We start from the raw sequence: 18,236 nt of genomic DNA, 5'->3' as shown, positions 1-18,236 counted from the left end.
AATCACAAAGTTTAAACCTTTATGAATAAAATATTCAGATTCCCCTACGCACTCCTCTGCCTCTGCACCGTACTCCTGCTGCAGGGCTGCGGAAAAGACGACGAGAGCGCCACAGAAAGAACAAGCCGCCTGCTGCGATCAGCAACCTGGACGTTGAACAAGCTCACGGTTGATGGTACCGACCAGACCAGCCTCTTTCAGGACATGGTTCTCTCGATCACGGCCAGCACGTACACAGTGCAAAACGGTGAACCGGTGTGGCCGGCATCCGGCACCTGGAAGCTGACCGATGCCACTACCATCGACCGTGACAACGGCACCATCGTAAAGATCGAACACCTCGACGCCAGCACCCTGACCCTCTCCCTGCACTGGTCCAGGACCACTTATGCGGGAGGAAGGGCACGATCAGTGAGTGGGGAGCACGTGTTTGAGTTAGTGAAGAGATAAAAAAGAAGCCAGAAGTCAGGAGCCAGAAGTCAGGAGCCAGGAGTCAGAAGGAGGAGTAAGAATTAAGGAGTAAGGAATAAGGAGGGAAACTCCCACGGATGGCGAAGTGGAGCTTCGTACCATATTAAAGACCGTTTTCCTGAGCGGTGTTTTATGTGACGGTCCGGATAGCTATGGGAGTGCGAGCGAAGGATCCAGGTGAGGACTGGTGCCCGCATTAAATAGCACGAGGTAGATAAATAGTAGGTTCGCAAGGTTGTCGCCGTGAGGTGACAGCCTTTTTTTATGCGCCCTAAACCATGGACCATCGACTATGAACCATGGACTTTTGAATTGAATCTCAGGCAGATACGAAGAATCCTAGAAAATCTTTAAAAGTTGGTCACGTTTTTCCGGGGGTGTTTGTCTTGTGGGTGAAAAATCGATCATTCACTAAATACGGAAAAGATGACAGAAAGAATTTCATTTCAGGATACCCGGAAAGGGTTACTGGATGGTATGGTAAAGACAGAATCTTATCTCAAAGGTTCGGGGGTGGACCACAAGCTGCTGGAGCTGCTGAAGTACAGGGTGTCGCAGATCAACGGTTGTGCTTATTGCCTCGACATGCACCACAAAGAAGCGATCGCGGCGGGTGAAACAGAGCTGCGGCTTCATACCCTTGCGGCGTGGACGGAGTGTGCCTACTACGATGACAAAGAGCGCGCGGCACTGGCTTTCGCCGAAGCATTGACTGCCTCAGACCATCACGCCATCGACAGCACCTTTGAGCGCTTGTCGACATTGTTCCCGAAGGCTGAAATAGCAGACCTGACGCTGGCCATTTCCCAGACCAATAGCTGGAACCGGATCAACTGTGCATTCAAACGGATCCCCGGAAATTACGCCGTGGGGATGCATGGGTAATAGATATGAGATATGAGGATGGCGGGTTCGGTCTCAAGTCTCATATCTCAAGTCTCAAATCTCAAATCTAAAACTTAACAACTAAGAATATGAAAACCATTAAAGTAACATACACGGTAAAACAGGCCTTTGCGCAGAAGAATCAGGAAAACGTGCGGGCATTTATCAAAGACCTTGAAAAGATCAACCACCCGGCTATCCGCTACATCGCATACCTGGGCGAGGATGGCAAAACGTTCACACACATCGCTTCGTATGAAAGTGACGAAGGACAGAAGGTGCTCTTTGGACTGGAGTCGTTCAGGTCATTTCAGCAGCAGCGCGACGACAGCGGGCTGGAAGTGGCTCCCCGCATCGAGACCATCGAAACAGTAGCCGCATCGTACAACCAGTTCCAGGAGGTTTAACAGGTCATGACAAAACCACCAAAAAAATGGAAGATGGCCGTCATCGTCTGGCTGGCCATCTACCCTACCATCACGATCCTCTACGCGCTGATGGGCAGTTACTTCGAGCTGATCACACCAATGCCGCTTCGCACGCTGGCCACTACAGTGCTGGTGGTGCCCCTGATGGTATTCTCCATCATACCCGCCTTGCAAAAGCTGTTTCAGCAATGGTTGAACAATTGATTGCGTGAAATCCTGCCACATTAATCCTGTCAATCCTCTTAATCATATCAATCCTGGTCCTAAATTTGACCACCAATGAAAGACTATCATAACCTGCTGTTTCCCTATGCTTATAACATCCTCGGGTCGTCAGACGATGCCAAGGATGCCGTGCAGGAAGTGTTATCCAATTTTATCGCTTCGCCACGGGAAGGCATTGCGAACGAAAAAGGGTACCTGATCAAAAGTGTTATCAATCATTCCATCAACGTTAAGAACAGGCAGAAGAAGCTCCGGCATGGAGAGGTGTGGCTACCGGAGCCGCTGGCCACGGAAGAGGCAGATACGGATCTCAATCTTCGCGACATCGTGTCATACTCATTGCTGGTGCTGCTGGAACAACTGAATCCCAAAGAGCGCGCCGTGTTCATTCTGAAAGAGGGCTTCGGTTATTCGCACGAGGAGATCGCAGAAGTGCTTTCCAGCAATGTTGAAAACTCCCGGAAGCTGCTGAGCCGCGCCAGAGAGAAGCTCGATCAGTCGCACAAGCCTGCAGAGGAAACGTTGTCGCTGGAGTTCCTGGAAAATTACGTTCAGGCTATCCGTGACCGCGATACCCGCGCGCTGGAAAGCCTGCTCTCGAACGACATTGCCTTCTACGCCGATGGTGGCGACACCGTAAAAGTCATCAAGAAAATATGCACCGGCCTGCACGAGGTGGTGGAGCTGCTCATGGTCATCCATCAACGGTTCCAGCAATATTACCGGGTTGTTCCGGCCAGCATCAACCATCAGCTGGCGTTGCTGTATTACGATGGAGACGTCATCAAAAGCTGCCAGGTACTGGAGCTCTCCCCTGACGGCAAGATCCAGCGCATCAACACGGTGCTGGATCCTGAAAAACTGAAGGCACTGGCGAAACACTAATGCAGGTTCACGCAAAATGCAGGTTCACGCAAAGGGCGCAGAGACTCTATATCGAAGCCCGTCATCCTGAGCGATGCAGGTGTGATCGCACGCAGGAGCGAAGGATCCCAAGTCGCTTACTGCGTACTTAATTCGAGCGCATGGCACTTTCGTAGGCGCTTTGTCAAATGGGGATCCTTCATTCGCGCATCCTTACGCTCAAACCACCATTCAGGATGACGGCAAAAACGAGACGCTCCTCTGCGGTCTTTGCGTGCTTTTCTTTGCGGTCGTTGCGTTCTGCATTTCCGAAATCCGTTTTACCTCAATACTCCGTATATTTTGGAAACCAATACCTGTTTCCATGAAACTCGAAACGAACCTCACCGCTCCGGTCTTTAAGCTGAAAGATATTTATGGGAGAATGATCGACCTGGAAAGCTATCGCGATAAGCGGTTATTCATCGGCTTTTTCAGGCATGCCGGTTGTCCATTCTGCAACCTGAGGGTGCATGCGCTGACGAAGGCATATCCTGAGCTGAAAGAGAAAGGACTGGAGATGATCTTCTTTTTTGAATCGAAGGAGCACATCCTGCTGAAGAGCATTTTCCATAAGGAGGTCTCTCCTATCCCGTTGATCTCCGATCCACAGAAAATATGGTACAGCGCATATGGTCTTGAAACCTCCGGGCTGAAGTCTGCCGTAAGTCACCTGACATCGTTCGTTCAGACGGCATTCAAGGCGCGCTCACAAGGCCTGCCCATTCACATGATGGCCGATGGCGAATCCATCAGCACCATTCCGGCAGAATTCCTGGTAGACAAAGACCTGATCCTCAAGAAAGTTCATTATGCGCAGGGGCTCACAGACCGGATCGATATGGAAGTTGTCAGAGCGTTTGCATCTTGAAAAGCAGTAAGAATCAAGTAGTAAGTAGCAAGGAGTTGGAACTTACAAAGGCACTGAGCCGCAATTGGAAGTAACGGTATCTATGCAAGGCGCTGTTATTGCTATTGACAGATTGGGTCTGCCAGTAGTTGATGCATATTACGCCTGGGCTGCTGGTCTGACTCTGTGGATTGCCATTCAGCTCTTTCTTTTACGAAGTCCTTATTCTTCGTGCCCCATTCACCCAGCTGTTTCAGGATGGGCACGATGCTTTTGCCCAGAGGGGTAAGCGAGTACTCCACGTATAACGGAAAACCCGGCGCAGTTTGTTTGGTGACCACACCAAAATCCATCAGCTCACTTAGCTGCATATCGATCACGCGGGGACTGGTGAAAGCGATCTCACGATGAAGCTCGCTGGGGCGTTTTGCGCCACGGCTGATGGCGTCAATGATACAGGGTTTCCACTTTCCGCCAAACACCTTCATCGCCACCACGATCCCGCAGTCGAGGTCCTCCTTTATCTTTCTCTTGTACATGTTTTTTTCATGGAAAGGTAAGGCATTTACCCTTGAATCTCACATCCATCCATACCGAATAATTTTTCGGTATCCGATTAATTTTTCGGTTATTCTTTCACAAGGCTGCCCGTCGAAAATTTGCATTCAAAAAAATGCTGTTATATGAAATTTGAAACGAAGCTTGCCCTGAGAAACTGGGGCGCCACCGATATCGTTACGTTGGTCTTCTGGTTTTGCATTGTGGCCCTGACCTGGAACTTTATGCGTGGCGCCGATCACTTCCTGGCGCTGACGCCCGAGGCACTGGGAAAGTACTTTGAAGTAAGATGGGTCCTGATCGCCCATATCACTGCCGGCGGAGGAGCGCTGGTGCTTGGCCCCATGCAGTTCTGGAAGCGGCTACAACAAAGCAGTTGGAAAGTACACCGCGTCATGGGCATATTGTACCTGCTCGCCATCCTTACCAGTGCCACCTGCGCCGTTATCCTGGCCTTTACCACAGCCTATGTGATCAACTGGCCCTATGCATTTTCTCTCCAGGTTTGGGTAAGCGTGTGGATACTCTCCACCTTCATTGCGTACCGCGCCGCGTTGAAAAGAAAATTTAACCTGCACAGGGAATGGATGACCAGAAGCTACATTGTAACAGTGGCCTTCATCATTTCAGGCTCTGCTATTAAGCTGCCCTTTGTTCAACAGCTTGGCAACTTTGCTGATATCTCCCCTTCGCTGTTCTGGATGGGATGGTCCGTTCCGCTTTTTGTTTACGAAGTGATATTATCCCTGAAGCGGAAGACCTGAAGTGTGCATATCAAGCCGATCAGCGCCAGTCATGCCTGCATTATTTTTCTGATGCTGTATGGATCAAGGCGTCAATGACAGAAATCGATGATGGATGTTTTTAAAATACCGTAGAACAGTCTTACCGAAATAATTGATCAGCGTGGCGTTTACCGTGAAATTCACACCATAATAAAACAAACACGTTATGAGATTATTTTTAAACATCGCGACCCCACATCGTGCGCTTCCTGTTCTTGTGCTGGTATTCTTATGGGTTACCGGATGTATCCATCAGGACGAGGTTTCACCTGAACAGCCGTTTACTGCAAGCGGCCGTAGCCTTGAAGCCGACAACCCCAATGCCAAATCGGCGAGCTATCCCGGTGACTACAAAATAACTGTTACGGTAAATGGAAAGATCTGGACCTATTGCATCACGAAATGTGAAGGTGCCAAAGATCTCAGCAACTTCTCGATCAACTTACAGAACTGCGGACTGAACAGCTCCACCATCAACAATATCGTATGGGCAACCGTGAATGGTAAGCCAGCGACACTGGAAAGCTCCAACGGAAGAAACGGCTGCGACATCCAGTCTGTCACCACCAACTTTGTGAAGTTCGACAACCTACCCAGCGCCTCATCCTACAAGATCGTTTTCGAATTGGATAAGCTCATAGGAAATTTTGTTACATCAACGGCATGGCTGAAAGCAGGCACATCCTGCCATCCCTATGCCATCGTTGCACCGTGCTGTCCGTTATAATACACTGCATTAAATGAAAGTGCCGCCCCACGCACTTTCACTGCACACGGTCAGCTCATCTCAGACAGCAAGGATTGGGTGTATTGCCATTTCCCGTTCACGAGCTCATAAACAAGGATCTGGGTGTGCACCATGTCAGATGCCAGGTAGTGAACATAGATGATAGCAAGCTTTCCGTTCCTGGAGAAGACGGGCACGGCAACGCCATAGCTACCCGTTGAATAACTGCCTGAAGGCGAAAGCCGGAATGTTTTTACGCCTGGTAAACGGGCCTCATCCCATTTTTTGAAAGGGGTTTGTTGTGTTTGCCGGAGGATAAATGCTTTCTCCTCGCCTGAGATCTTGTTAAGTTTTACCAGTTCCTGGAGCAGGTCTTCATTGAGCCGCGAGAACGCCAGCGGTGTATCCAGAAGTTTTGTTTTGGATGCTGCGGGAAAAACTGCATTGATGACGCTGTAAACAGCAGAAAGGGAATCAGGAACCTGCGAAAAGCCGGTTCCTGATATCACAATCAAAGCTATCGACAAAAACGTTCGTATTCTCATTCAACGAAGGTAACGATGGCTTACCGGAATCTCAACTGCAGCCGGTGGATTTTCGGTAACGCATTATTATGCAACCTGAATTGGGTGGCGTTGCGGCCAGCTTCACTGCCAATGCTTTTTCCTAACTGGTAGCCCCACTGGTGCGCAGCCGTCTCGGTCATGTGTTTCGCAAAAGCCGGACCACCCATCGACAGCCAGACGTCAAAGACACCGTTGTAATAGTGCATGGCGTGATGCATCTCGTGGCCAACGGTCATGTACAGCTTGATGGCACGGGTGAACCGGTCAGGTGCCACATAAATGGTTGAGGTATAACGGCCGGAACCTGCTATCACTTCATTTCCCTGCACCGTGAGCGCTGCCACTTTTTGCGTGCCGGGCACGACCTGGCCGTTCACAAGCTGTGGCCTGGGCGCTTCAAAGAGCCCGCTGTTGGGATTCACATTGTAAGGTGAGTCCTGGGGTGTTCTGCCTGCTACCAACGTAGGGTTACCTGCATCGGCGTAAAGCTGATTGAGCTCTGGATGTGCCTGCACAAACCTGAGAAGCTCCTGATCGGTCATGGCAACTGCACCCTTCGGATCATAACCTGCTGCGATCAGCGCACGTCTTGCAGCTGCGATCTGCTGGCCATAGTTGATGCCTCCGAAGATCGCGCCGGAGACCAATCCCGTGATACCGCCAACGATGGCTCCCCTGCCCGCGCCCTGCAAGAAGTCGCCACCCATCATGGCACTGGTGAAGCCACCCGTGATGGCACCGCTGACAATACCCGCTGCCGTATACGAGAGCAGGTAACTGCCAAAGGTTGCCGTGCCTATCGACGTTTGCACCGCCGCACCTACGCCACCGGAGATCGCCCCGATGCCCGCGCTCATAAATGTGAATCCGAACAGCTCCCAGCCGCGCATGCCCATCGAACGCCCTGAGATGTAGCCAGTAATACCGCCCACAATGGCACCGATCACGATCTGGATCCACTCACCGTTCGGGTCAACAGCGAGGATCGGGTTATTGCCCATGGCCAGGTAAGGATTGGCAAACTGGTTGGCAGGGTCGGCAGCAAACCATCTTCCCAGGGCCGCATCATATTGGCGCGCCTGGAAATCGTGCCACTGCGTAAGGCTGTCAAACTGCTTGCCCTGGAACAGCTCATTGCAAAACTCTTCGCCTTCGCGGATATGCGAGCTTGCGAGCAATCCATATGGATAGAAGTTGTTGATCTGTACCACAGGGCCCTCTGCATGCTCAATGGTGAAGTCGTCAAAATACACTTCAACGGGCGTATCGTTCTCGTTGGAAAGGTACACGTACATGTATCCGGGCTGTTGCACCACCACCTCGCTGAAGAGGCGTTCATGGTCTACACCGGTTCCGTCTTCACGGGCGATGTCGGTCATCCGCACAAAGCCACCATCCACCACATTGAAGTTGCGGTCAAACAAGATGTAATTCAGATATGCTTTCGGTGATACGTTGCCCTGGTCTTCTTCCTTCAGCAGGAACGTAGCGTAAAAGTTGGGCACACCTCCCGTACTTCCGACGGCACCACCGTCAACGAGTGATCCCACCGGCGCAGTGCCCTGCGAGATGGCATCCAGGAAGTCTGCCAGCGGTGGCGACCATGTTTCAGGGTCCGGATCCAGATACTTGGCGAACACTTCCATGCGTACGGTATCACCCGGCATCACGCTGAGCGATTTTGCCAGACCCGTCCGTTCATTCGAAGTTCCGTTCAGCCGTGTTGAATAGAATGTACCGCCCTGTGCTGTATGGTCAAACAATGGGTAATTCACACGCACCGCTTCATTGTAATAAAGGAATTTGTTTTGCTCACTGCCGGCATTGGATGTCTCCAGGGTAGCAACGCTGGTATGAACCGGTGTGGACGTCTGCAGCACCACGCGCGGACTACCGGTTTGATCCACCAGGTAGTACTGGTAATTTCCGCCGGCAACCACGCCTTCGTCAAGGGCATAACGACCTTCATCGTGGTTGATGAATGAAAGCGTGTCATTGACGTAATTAAACCAGTCGCTCCAGTCGATTTTCAGTACCTGTTCATCGTCCGCATCGTAATGCGTCTGCCGCAGCCTGAGACCGGAGGCATCGTAGAGGTAGGTGATATACGATCCATCGGCAAAGTTCACCTGTGCAGGCAGGTTCAGCAAGTTATAAGTGATCGATTCGATCTCTTTGTTCAGGTCCTTGGTAAGATTTCCATTGGCATCGTATTCATAATCCGCGGTGCCGGTATTTCCGTCTCCGAAACCATCGTCGGCATTGTTAGTGGCATTGTCTGTCACAGATCCCAACTGGTTGCTGTTGGTAGGGTAAGTATAGCTCAGCGCATCGATCCGGTCCGCAATCTCGTACCCATCCACAACAGCCGCCACGCCAAACCTGTCAAGGGTCTGGATGTTGCCGTTCTTGTCGTACGAAATGTTGTTCTCCGAGTAGAGGTCGATCTTCTCGTTCCAGTTGCCCACATCGTTCTGCGCCTTATAATTGGCTTGCGTCAGTCGCCCCAGCTTGTCATATTGGAAGTTGTAAGACTCTTTTTTGGGATCCAGGTCGCTTTTCCAGTGGATCGCTGAGAGAAGACCATCCGCACGTGTTGTGTTACCGGAGCCAAGGGAGCTTTCATAGCCCAGCGACGCGCTGAAATAGTCAGCAGGATCATCCGTCTGCGGCGTGGTGGTGTTGATACCCGTGAGCCAGCCGCGGATATTGTATTCGAAGTCGATCACCTGCAAGGGTCCGTCGTCTGTGGTGTGGAAACGTTTCTGAACCAGTTGCCCCAACTCATTATAGCTCAGCTCCGAAAGCAGCACTTCCGGTTGGCCATCGATCTGGTGGAACGTCTGCAACAAACGGCCAGCATGATCATAGAGGAAACGTTTGGCGATGATATGCTCCCTGGCGTCATTTTCAAAATGGATGAAATTGGAATGGGTGATCCGGTTGGGAAAATCATAGCGCTGCGATGAACGGTCGATACCGGAAAGGTGATTGCCGGTCACGTTTTGAATAATGTTGTACCGTTCGTCATAGTAGGTCACCGTCCAGAGCCAGTTGGCAGTGCCCAATACTTTGAGCTTGCCACCGGTGGCCAATCCTTGCACCAGCGTACGTGCAGACGCAGGCAAGCCCTCGAGCGCACCGTCGTCGTAATTATAACGGCCATCGTTCAGCTGGGTAGTCGCAAAGTCATAGTTGTCGTAATAGATGACTGACAACACTTCGTTAATAGTGGTCGGGTAGGTCTGGTTAGAATATCCTTCCACATTACCGCCTGCGCTGGTAGTGAACTCAAAACGCTGGGTCTCGCCCTCGAGCGCTGCCTGGATATCGGCACGCGACCGGCTATCGGTTGTGAGCCCGGTTATGATCACACGGTTCCATGAATCATACTTGGTGAAGGTCCACTGCTGCGAAGGGCGCTGGTTGCCAGTCTGCGTCAGCACCAGGCGATCCCACCGGTCATATACCTGGTACACGGGCTCCACGCCAGGCACCTTCTTCTCCACCAGCCTGTTGAGCTTGTCGTAAGCGAACCGGTGACACAGGTTATTGATCACGGTTTCGCTCAGCACCTTCGGGAATCCGCCTTGCTGCTCGGCAATGCTGGCAGCCAGGGGCGAGATCTGGAACAGGATATTTCCCTGCCCGTCGTAAATGACGTATGACGACACCCAGTTTCCACCGGTGTCCGTATTTTTCTGCAGCACCGTTTTGCCTGTTTTGTCGGTATAGGTCACCGACTCCACACCTTCTTCGTTGGTCTTCGTGTTTTTGGTCAGCTCACCCTGCTCGTAATAGCGGTGGGCTTCCAGTGTGTTTCCATTGACCGTCCATAGAAGAACTTCACTGGCACCGTTCACAGCGTACGTAGACTTTATCGTTTTGCCGTTGCTCAGCTTCCATTCCTGGCCGGGTGAGCCCGACTCTTTGATCCTGCCGAGCGGTGAGTTCTCATAAACGATCTCGCTGAACGGAGTGGTGGTTTCAACCGGCACCCCGGGTGGTGTGGTGGTACCGTTGTAAAAGGATGCCTGCTCTCCCACTACATTTGTCCGCAAACTGCCAGGAGCTGTGGCGCTGATGGTGTACGGCAAATACTGCTTCGGAGTTCGTCCCAACGCGTCATATATACGCGGGTGGATCTCATCTTTCTCGCCGGGTGACGCCTGCTGCACCACCTCCTGCAAGGTGCGGGTTTCTCCGTCAAGGTAGTTCCAGGTGTGGATCCTTTCGCCTACCGGCAGCGTAGGCACCACGGCCGGGTTCGTCACTTCATCTTTCAGCACCACCGTTTCCTTGATGTAATGCTGGTCGACGCTGAAGGTCCTTTCCTCTTCTTCAGGCGAAGGGTCTGACTCTCCCGAGCTGTTGAAAGCTTTGATGCGATAGATATAGAGCGTGTTCGGCTGCAGGTTGCTGTCTGTGAATGAAGCAATGTCCATACCCAGCGATTGGATCACCTGGAATGTGCCCGCGGGCAGTTTCCGCTCGATGCGGACCCCGGTATAATTGGTGGCAACATTTCTCCAGGCCAACCGGATCTCCGTGGTGCTGATCGCCGCAGCCCTGAACTCTTCAGGTGTGGCCGGGCAGGTAACGTTTACTGTCACCGTAGACTGGGCTGTATTATGGCAGCCGGCACTGTTTGTAACGGTAACGGTATACGTGGTGTTAGCGGAGGGTGTAACCTTGACAACCCTGCCTGACGCACCATGCGACCATTGGTAGATAATGCCACCGGAAGCTGTCAGCGACGCACTTGATCCGGCACAGATCGTTACAGATGAAGGGGCGATCGAAGCATTGGGCAACGCATGGACCACCACCGTAACCTCGTCTGTCTGCTGGCAGCCGTTGGCGCCCGTACCCGTGACGGCGTAAGTAGTGGTAGCGTTGGGGGTCACTACCTGCACCTGTGACGAGCCCATTCCAAAATCCCAGTCGTATTGCACGGCATCACCCAGCACACTGATCGCGGCGGGTTCTCCCGCGCAGACCTCGACATCTTCACTGGCAGTGACAGTGGGTAACGGATTCACGGTCACCGTAACAGGGCGGCGGTCGCTGAGCGTGCCACCGACATCCTGCAGAACATAGTACGTTTTATCAGCTGTCAGTGCCACCGTTGTGTATTCGCTTTGCGGCGACAGCGGATCGCCACCAGTCTCTACTTCGTACCAGTAGATCGTTCCTGTGCCTGTAGCGGTCAGGGTAGCCGTTTGCCCCGAGCATATGGTCACGTTTTCAGCATCGGGCGGCAGCACCGGTCCCGTTGCTGTGATGGTAGTTATTTTTGAATAGATCTCAAGCCCTGTCACCCACTGGTTGGTGACCTTGAGACGGTATTGACCGTTAGCCGAAGCGCCCACCGGGTCGAACGTCAGTGTATTCGACGTTTCACCCGTCAGGTCTTCCCAGGCAGTACCATTCTTCTTCTGCCACTGATACAGGTTGTGCGCTCCGTTGGTTGCAATGGTGAGCGACTCGGTGCTGCCCGTAGTCCAGTAGAGCTGCTGCTCTGTGCCGATCTCCGCCTGGCCTGTGGCTGAAAATACCTTGAAGGGATGTGTGCCGGGGCCGGTGTAGTTCGGTTCGAGGTCGCCGAAGTCGAGCTGGTTGTTCTGCACATAGATCTCCAGGTTCGCCTTGTTCACGTGGGCCGAATAGCCCGGCATCTCGGTGAGCTTGTTGTTGGAAGCGTTGATATACCACAATTTCGTCAGGCTCGTCGTCCAGGCCGGCAGCGTTCCGATGTCCATTCCATCAGCGCCGATCCATTGTATGTTGGTGGCACCGGAAAGATTGGGTAACGCTCCGCGAACATTGCATTTTCCCAGATCCCATCCAACGAGGGGAAGGGCGGGAAGGGTTGGCGGTGCACCACCGATCTGCGTTCCGAAAGTATAAACGTATTGCAGCTTGGTCAACCCCGCTACCATCGTGCTGATATTTCCCGTAAGATTTGCGTTGTTGAAGATCGCCAGTTCTACAAGGTTGGTGAGGCTCGCGATGGTGTTGGGCGCCGTACCATCCAGATCGCTGTTGTCCAGGAAAATATATTGAAGCTTGATGCAGCTTCCGATGGATGCAGGGATCGGACCATATATCTTTTGTTTTTCGTAGACGCGGTCACCTAACCATCCCCCACCGAGCAGTTTGGTCATCTTGGTGAGGTTACCTATGTTTTCAGGAATGGTGCAGGTAAGATTGGGGTTACTGTAGAAGTAGAATTCCACTATCTGATTAAGCTGGCCCAGCCAGTCGAAGTTCCCCGTCAGGTCGTTCTGGTGGAAAGCCAGGATCTGCAGCTTGGTGAGATTGCCCAACGTAGAGGGTATGCTTCCTGAGAGGTTGTTCCTGTAAATGTACAGGTGTGTAAGGTTGATGAGATTGCCGAGACTTGCGGGGATCTCTCCCCCCAATGGATTGTCAAAGAGAAAAAGCTGCGTGAGCCCGGTGAGATTCCCTACGCTGTACGGTATGCCGCCGGAGAGCTGGTTCGTTTGCAGGTGAAGCCGGGTAAGTGCCGTAAGATCACCGATAGAGCTCGGGATAGTGCCTTGCAACTGGTTGGCATGCAGCAGCAGTTGCGTTACACGGCTTCCCGAAACGGTAACACCTTGCCAGGTATTCACTTTACCAACCATCCAGTTGGTTTTGCGCAGCCACCCCGGTCCATTCGCTGCATTGTACAAATCAACCAGCGCAAGTGAATCAGAGTATAAGTTGTACGTGCCTGGCGCCGGTGGTGTCAGCGCCAGCGTTGTTACAAGCCCGGATGTTGCTGCAGTCTTTCCTTTTTTGACGGGTTCAACAACTTCTGCAGGTGTTACTGCCGGGTCGGGATTTTCCAAAAGTGTCATCTGTGCCCTTGCTGAAAACGCAAAGCCCGCTGCCAGGATGAAGGTGAGGATGTTAAATTTCATAGTAGAACTGGGTCTTGGTTGGTTCTATTGATTTCTGAAATGATATGCCATGGTCCTGGTGATGCGGCCCTCGTGATCGCGGACCGTTACCTGCCTGTACTGACCATCATACTCGTAATGCGATGTGCGCAGGTTGGTGTCCGTTTGGCGGAGCAGGTTGCCCACTGCATCGTATACGTAGGTGGTCATCTGGGCATCCAGGGGTTTGAGCCGCAGCTCGTCCAGCAGTCCGGAGACCGGCACCTTGACGGTCACGGTGGCGCCGGCGGAAGCGTCTACAACGCCACGCACCAGGGTCCAGCCGTTGCGCTGCTCGATCTGCTGCGACGAGAGCACCGTGCCATTGGTGACCTCGATAGTAACCGAAGCCGTCTTCATCCAGTAGCTTACTTCGTATTTTCCGGCCGGTACCGTCCTGGAGATGTAGTTGAAGTTAGGATCACTCACCACCGTAGACGCAAAAGAGCGCGCCCCGGCAAATGGCGACGCCGTTGTAAACAACGCTTCATTGTATTGCCAGTTGCCTTCCGAGGGATCATCAAATCCGGTATAGGCGATCTGATCGTACGAGGCATACGAGGCGCTGGCGAGCACATTCAATTTCGATTCGTCGAAGATCGAGCTGCTCACCACCTGTGCGGCGGAGCGCATCTCCAGCACTGTTCCATCCGTTACATCGAGCCTGGTGATCAGGCCGTTGAGTGACCAGTCACCAGATGGTATATCATTGTTATTCCACGCGATGAAATCGGGGCTTCCATTTTTCAGCCACACATAACTTTCTTCGGGGAAGTATCGCTGTTCGGCAGCATGGTATTTCCAGCGCACCGCCGAACTGCTCACCGCTGAGCCATTCCGAACCACCTTCGACTGGATTACCGGCGATAGTATATTCTTCGCGCGGTTGATATCATATGCTTCCCACCAGTACTTCAGGTATGTAATGATCGACTCCGCGACAACACCCTCTCCTTTTGAATTGTTCTGAATACTTTGTTTCAGCAGGCCGGTCTCGGCATCAAATACACTTTGCCGCGAAGTCTGCAACCCGTCTGCCACCTCGTTTGACTGCACGCTTCTTACAAAATAACTTGAATCGATCAACTGGTTGCTGGAATTCCGGACTGCTTTTGAAAAGACCTTCTGAGCTTCTAACGTGGAGGCTACAACGACGCCGGTAGCGTTCACCGTCTCGATCCTGTAAGGCGCCCCTGTCAGCAGCTGCACCCGCGCGGGGTTGTGGTAGGATGGTGATACCAGGAGCTGGTCTTCCGGAAGGCCGTTGTAAAAGTAGTGAACCGTTTTTCCATAAGGTGTAACAGTGAGGCTATTGCTTCCCGGAACAACGGTCACCTTGTTGTAATGCGCGATGTTGCCTCCCGGCTGGGCTTTTCCTTTTTCATAGTTGTAAAAGGTCTCAAGCAACTGGTTTCCGTCGGTCCATGTTACGTGGCGCACAATGTGGGTATCCAGGTTTCCGGAAGACGCTCCGTCCACTACCCTTTTGAGTACAACAGCATTGGTTCCCAGGAAGGCGCCCACGGTGGTAGCACTGATGTTGCCCTGAAAACTTTTAACGGTGTGGCTAGGGTATTTTGTCTGTCCCACGATCTGCTTGTTCTCCAGGTAAGCGATGTAGATGCCACTGGCGCCGCCGTATTGTGTTGTCGTGTATTCATAAACGATGAAGTTCGGGGTGATCTGGGTGCTGTAACCTGACACCCACTCGATCTCCGCAAAAGGGACACCCTGCAGGTAGATCTTGTCGAGATAATCCCAGCTTCCATCAGTGTCGCGCTGGTAGATCCAGCCGTCTTTCATACCGATCAGGTTTCCACCGGATTTGAGAAGAATGCCGTTATTGCCGTTAAGGGATCCATTGCGATTATCGATGTACTGAATATCGGCGTTCCAGCTCCGTGTGTTTACATTGAAGGTGGAGAGGTAAACTTCCCGGGGATTGCTTCGGGCGTCGCGGTCGCGCACAAAGAAATCTTCGCCGACTCCGATATGGCGGAAATAGTAATTGCTGTACGGTCCTTTCACCAGCCAGTTCGCCCCATCAAATCGCGCGCTGATGCCTCCGCCTCCGGACTCAGCGATCGCCATCTGGCTGTTATTGGTTATATACACATAGGCGTCGTCCTGCCAGTAACCCAGGACATCTACTTTTGTGAAGTTGCTATAATTCTCATCCCAGTTATAAAGATATTCGTGGTTGTATTGGGGCAAAGCAACCAGGAATGAATTGGAGGCGTACCAGAAGTTCCTGTAATTGTTGTCGCCATCCGAGCTGAAAGAAACCGACGATGGAAGCGTGGTCTGCCGCCACTGGCGCTCTTCATCGAGATAAAACATGTGGATCACATCGAAGGCACCACCTTTGTCGTTATGGATGAGCATGTAATTCAGTCCGCCTGCCACATACAGCTCCGTGGAACCGCCATCCGAGATCGGGAGCCTGTGCTCCACCCACTGCTCGTCCTTCCACACCGCTGTGCGGATCTCCGCGAGGGTTCTCATGGAATACGCCACATAATTATCGCCTGACATGATATTTCCCGTCAGGTTCGGATCACCCCCTCCTGCGCCATGCGGCCAATGAAGCGTTGCCCACTGGCCAGCACCCGTGTAGAGCGTTTTCTTCCGGGCAATGTACATCTGCTGTGTACTGAACTGCGATTCATAGATGCGGTAAATGAAATGCCGCGGCGAAAGCAAGATCGCGCAACGATCATAGTCCGAGTTGGCTACAGCGGGAGTTTGCCAGAGCTCCTCGCCCATCCACCGGCCATCCCAGTAATAGGCGAAGATCTTCACGGGTTGTCTGCCGCTGTCTACGGAACCATCAGCTTTCAATTTTCGCCAGGTGATCACAACGTAGTCGTTATCTGCATATATTTTGGGTTGTCCGAATCCTGAAGGGGCAACGATGCCCAGCGACCGGTCTGAATCCGCGATGGTGATCGTCTCATAATAGTAGTCGATGTGGGCACCCAACGAGTTGTGCACACTCTTCAGATAACCTTTTGAGGCGCCATCCACAAAATAGTCGAACACGGTAGCAGGCTGGGTGTCATTTCCGGGAAATCGCTTCTGCACTTTCGTAAGCACACGTTTTACGGCGTCATCTTCCCCCACGAAATCATAAGTGCATTCCACGGAATAGATCAGCGCGCCGTCCTTCGTTTTAGTGTTGAGCTTGGTGAGGTATCGGGTTTCAAACTTCTCCTGGTAGCCATCGGGCTCCGACCGCTCCGTATGCGGGTCTTTGAATTCCTGGGAGGTCTTTTCCGCATATTCAAACTCCACGAATTGTCCCGTGGCGTTGGTGATCTTCTTCATGTACGAAGCTTTGGTATGCTGCTTCTCGGTGCTTGATGGCGTTCCGTTAGCCACATATTCATCTACGTGTTCGTATTGGAACAGCACCTGGTCGCCATACATATTGGTAATGGACGACAGGTTCCATACAAATGCCATTTGCTCCTGGTTCTGGGGCTGCGTGCTATTGCCGACCCAGTTCCCCCATTTCACCGCCCATTGTACGGCGTTCTGTGTTGTGTTCTTATCGCCGTAAGCATAAACAGAACCGTCTTCATGTTTTACCAACCACTTCTCATCAGCGGGGTAATATTCGATGGTCCACGGTGAAAAGTTCTTCAGCACATACTTGCTAAGGGAGGCGGTGTGCGAGATACAGATCAGCGGATTGGAGACCTCCCCTTCGATCAGGTAAAAAGTGTCATCGTGCCGGGTGCCGGTTTGTTTGTGATCAGAAACAATGCGGGGTTGGCTGATCGTCCAGCCCATTCCGAGGATCCCAGTGGGCGCAAACAGGTTCTTAAGCTTCGCCTGCTGGCCCACCGGCGCCGAATTGTACTGAAACGTTACGGTTACATCAGGCCCGTTCTTCCCCGTAAGGGATGCAACGGTAAGGGGAAACGCTACCTGCCCGCTCACCAGGTTCACACTGTTCTGTAGCGCGCTGATGTTGCGGGTGTTCAACGAAAATGTACCGCCATCCGAGGCTTGACTGCCCTGCGCGTACAAGCTTACATGACTCTGGCATACGGCCATGATCATACCGATGCCGAGGATTAATCTACGCATAAGTATCTGCTTTAGGTTATATGGAATTAAGTTGGTTGGAGAGACAATGGAGCGGCCCTGCTCCTTATAAAGGACGGGCACAAGTTTTACGAAGATGGCGTGTAGCCATATCGGTATAGGAGAGAGTTTCATGAGCGGGACTTTTAATACGATAAGTTTTACCTTTTTTTAGCAGAATAGCTATTCACCCTGGACGAAAATATTACGCCCTAAATCATAGTTCGAAAGGACTAAACAACGCCCTGGGTACTGAAAGAAAATTGGCTTATTTAACGCTGAAGCGATGCGCTGATGGAAGTGTTACAATGACCCGTAGGCCGGCAGATAACCGCCAAATTTACACAAAAAAACCATGGCACAATATTTTACAGGCGCGTCTGCGAAATTGCGGACAAAACAACCCCAGCGTGGGGCTGTGCCAAGGCGGAACATTTTTACCAGCGCGTATTTTTTAGTACGCCACAGCCCGGCAGAGGCATTGAAAAAATCAGACATCGGCACCAGGTTCCGCTTGTCTTCCGCATGCTAATCACCATGGAATGGATATGAAGATCCAAAGTACGACTGGTTGATTTCACGCTCATTCCTTGCATCTGCGGGCACCGGATGCACACCTTCCCGAATTGTTTGAATATCGTAATGATCCCTTTGAATCTCATAATAAGATTGCCGGCAGCTGCCCTTCTTTTGTACCATAAAAAGAAACAATTCCAGGATGCATTGACAAGCCAGGAGCGGATCTGAAATGGCGTATGTCAATCCCGCCTGGAATAAAGTTTCGTATCTTCGTTCAGGC

Annotated in this window: 12 protein-coding genes; 8 read left to right on the top strand and 4 right to left on the bottom strand. The window is 52.0% G+C overall.

From position 1 onward, the window contains the following. The first annotated feature begins 21 nt into the window (after nt 1–21). The 6 genes from KK083_RS00600 (at nt 22) to KK083_RS00575 (ending at nt 3,783) form a co-directional block, all read left to right on the top strand. Entirely contained in the window at nt 22–450 is a 429-nt protein-coding gene (locus KK083_RS00600; protein WP_254158911.1) for a hypothetical protein, read from the top strand. A 447-nt stretch (nt 451–897) separates the two neighbouring features. After that, complete coding sequence (locus KK083_RS00595; protein ID WP_254158909.1) at nt 898–1,356, top strand: carboxymuconolactone decarboxylase family protein; 459 nt, start codon at nt 898–900, stop codon at nt 1,354–1,356. Between the two features lie 89 nt (nt 1,357–1,445). Further along, nucleotides 1,446–1,763, top strand: a complete 318-nt coding sequence (locus KK083_RS00590) for a hypothetical protein (RefSeq protein WP_254158907.1) — start codon at nt 1,446–1,448, stop codon at nt 1,761–1,763. Nucleotides 1,764–1,769: 6 nt separating this feature from the next. After that, nucleotides 1,770–1,988, top strand: coding sequence for a putative antibiotic biosynthesis monooxygenase (locus tag KK083_RS00585; protein ID WP_254158905.1), 219 nt, complete (start codon nt 1,770–1,772; stop codon nt 1,986–1,988). A 75-nt stretch (nt 1,989–2,063) separates the two neighbouring features. Next, nucleotides 2,064–2,894, top strand: a complete 831-nt coding sequence (locus tag KK083_RS00580; RefSeq protein ID WP_254158903.1) for a sigma-70 family RNA polymerase sigma factor — start codon at nt 2,064–2,066, stop codon at nt 2,892–2,894. 343 nt (nt 2,895–3,237) lie between these two features. After that, nucleotides 3,238–3,783, top strand: coding sequence for a peroxiredoxin-like family protein (locus KK083_RS00575; RefSeq protein ID WP_254158901.1), 546 nt, complete (start codon nt 3,238–3,240; stop codon nt 3,781–3,783). A 101-nt stretch (nt 3,784–3,884) separates the two neighbouring features. On the opposite strand, the gene KK083_RS00570 is transcribed toward KK083_RS00575, so the two are convergent. Next, a complete protein-coding gene (locus KK083_RS00570) occupies nt 3,885–4,301 on the bottom strand; it encodes a winged helix-turn-helix transcriptional regulator (RefSeq protein WP_254158899.1) in 417 nt (138 codons plus the stop codon). Between the two features lie 144 nt (nt 4,302–4,445). Here KK083_RS00570 and KK083_RS00565 point away from each other — a divergent pair, with 144 nt between their 5' ends. Both KK083_RS00565 and KK083_RS00560 read left to right on the top strand, forming a co-directional pair. Further along, nucleotides 4,446–5,084: a DUF2306 domain-containing protein gene (locus KK083_RS00565; RefSeq protein ID WP_254158897.1), complete on the top strand. Its 639-nt coding sequence runs from the start codon at nt 4,446–4,448 to the stop codon at nt 5,082–5,084. A gap of 187 nt (nt 5,085–5,271) precedes the next feature. After that, the gene (locus KK083_RS00560) at nt 5,272–5,832 is read left to right on the top strand and encodes a hypothetical protein (protein ID WP_254158895.1); all 561 of its coding nucleotides are present in this window, start codon (nt 5,272–5,274) and stop codon (nt 5,830–5,832) included. A gap of 50 nt (nt 5,833–5,882) precedes the next feature. On the opposite strand, the gene KK083_RS00555 is transcribed toward KK083_RS00560, so the two are convergent. The 3 genes from KK083_RS00555 to KK083_RS00545 are packed head-to-tail and all read right to left on the bottom strand — an operon-like array spanning nt 5,883 to nt 17,440. Beyond that, on the bottom strand, nt 5,883–6,377 hold the full coding sequence (locus tag KK083_RS00555; protein WP_254158893.1) for a hypothetical protein: 495 nt from the start codon (nt 6,375–6,377) through the stop codon (nt 5,883–5,885). 20 nt (nt 6,378–6,397) lie between these two features. After that, nucleotides 6,398–13,327, bottom strand: coding sequence for a DUF6443 domain-containing protein (locus KK083_RS00550; protein WP_254158891.1), 6,930 nt, complete (start codon nt 13,325–13,327; stop codon nt 6,398–6,400). A gap of 24 nt (nt 13,328–13,351) precedes the next feature. Beyond that, complete coding sequence (locus KK083_RS00545) at nt 13,352–17,440, bottom strand: RHS repeat protein (protein ID WP_254158889.1); 4,089 nt, start codon at nt 17,438–17,440, stop codon at nt 13,352–13,354. Nucleotides 17,441–18,236 lie beyond the last annotated feature (796 nt).

This window comes from Chryseosolibacter histidinae, assembly GCF_018598225.1.
GTDB classification, from domain to species: Bacteria; Bacteroidota; Bacteroidia; order Cytophagales; family Cyclobacteriaceae; genus Chryseosolibacter; species Chryseosolibacter histidini.
This window is presented reverse-complemented; position numbering and strand designations above follow the sequence as displayed.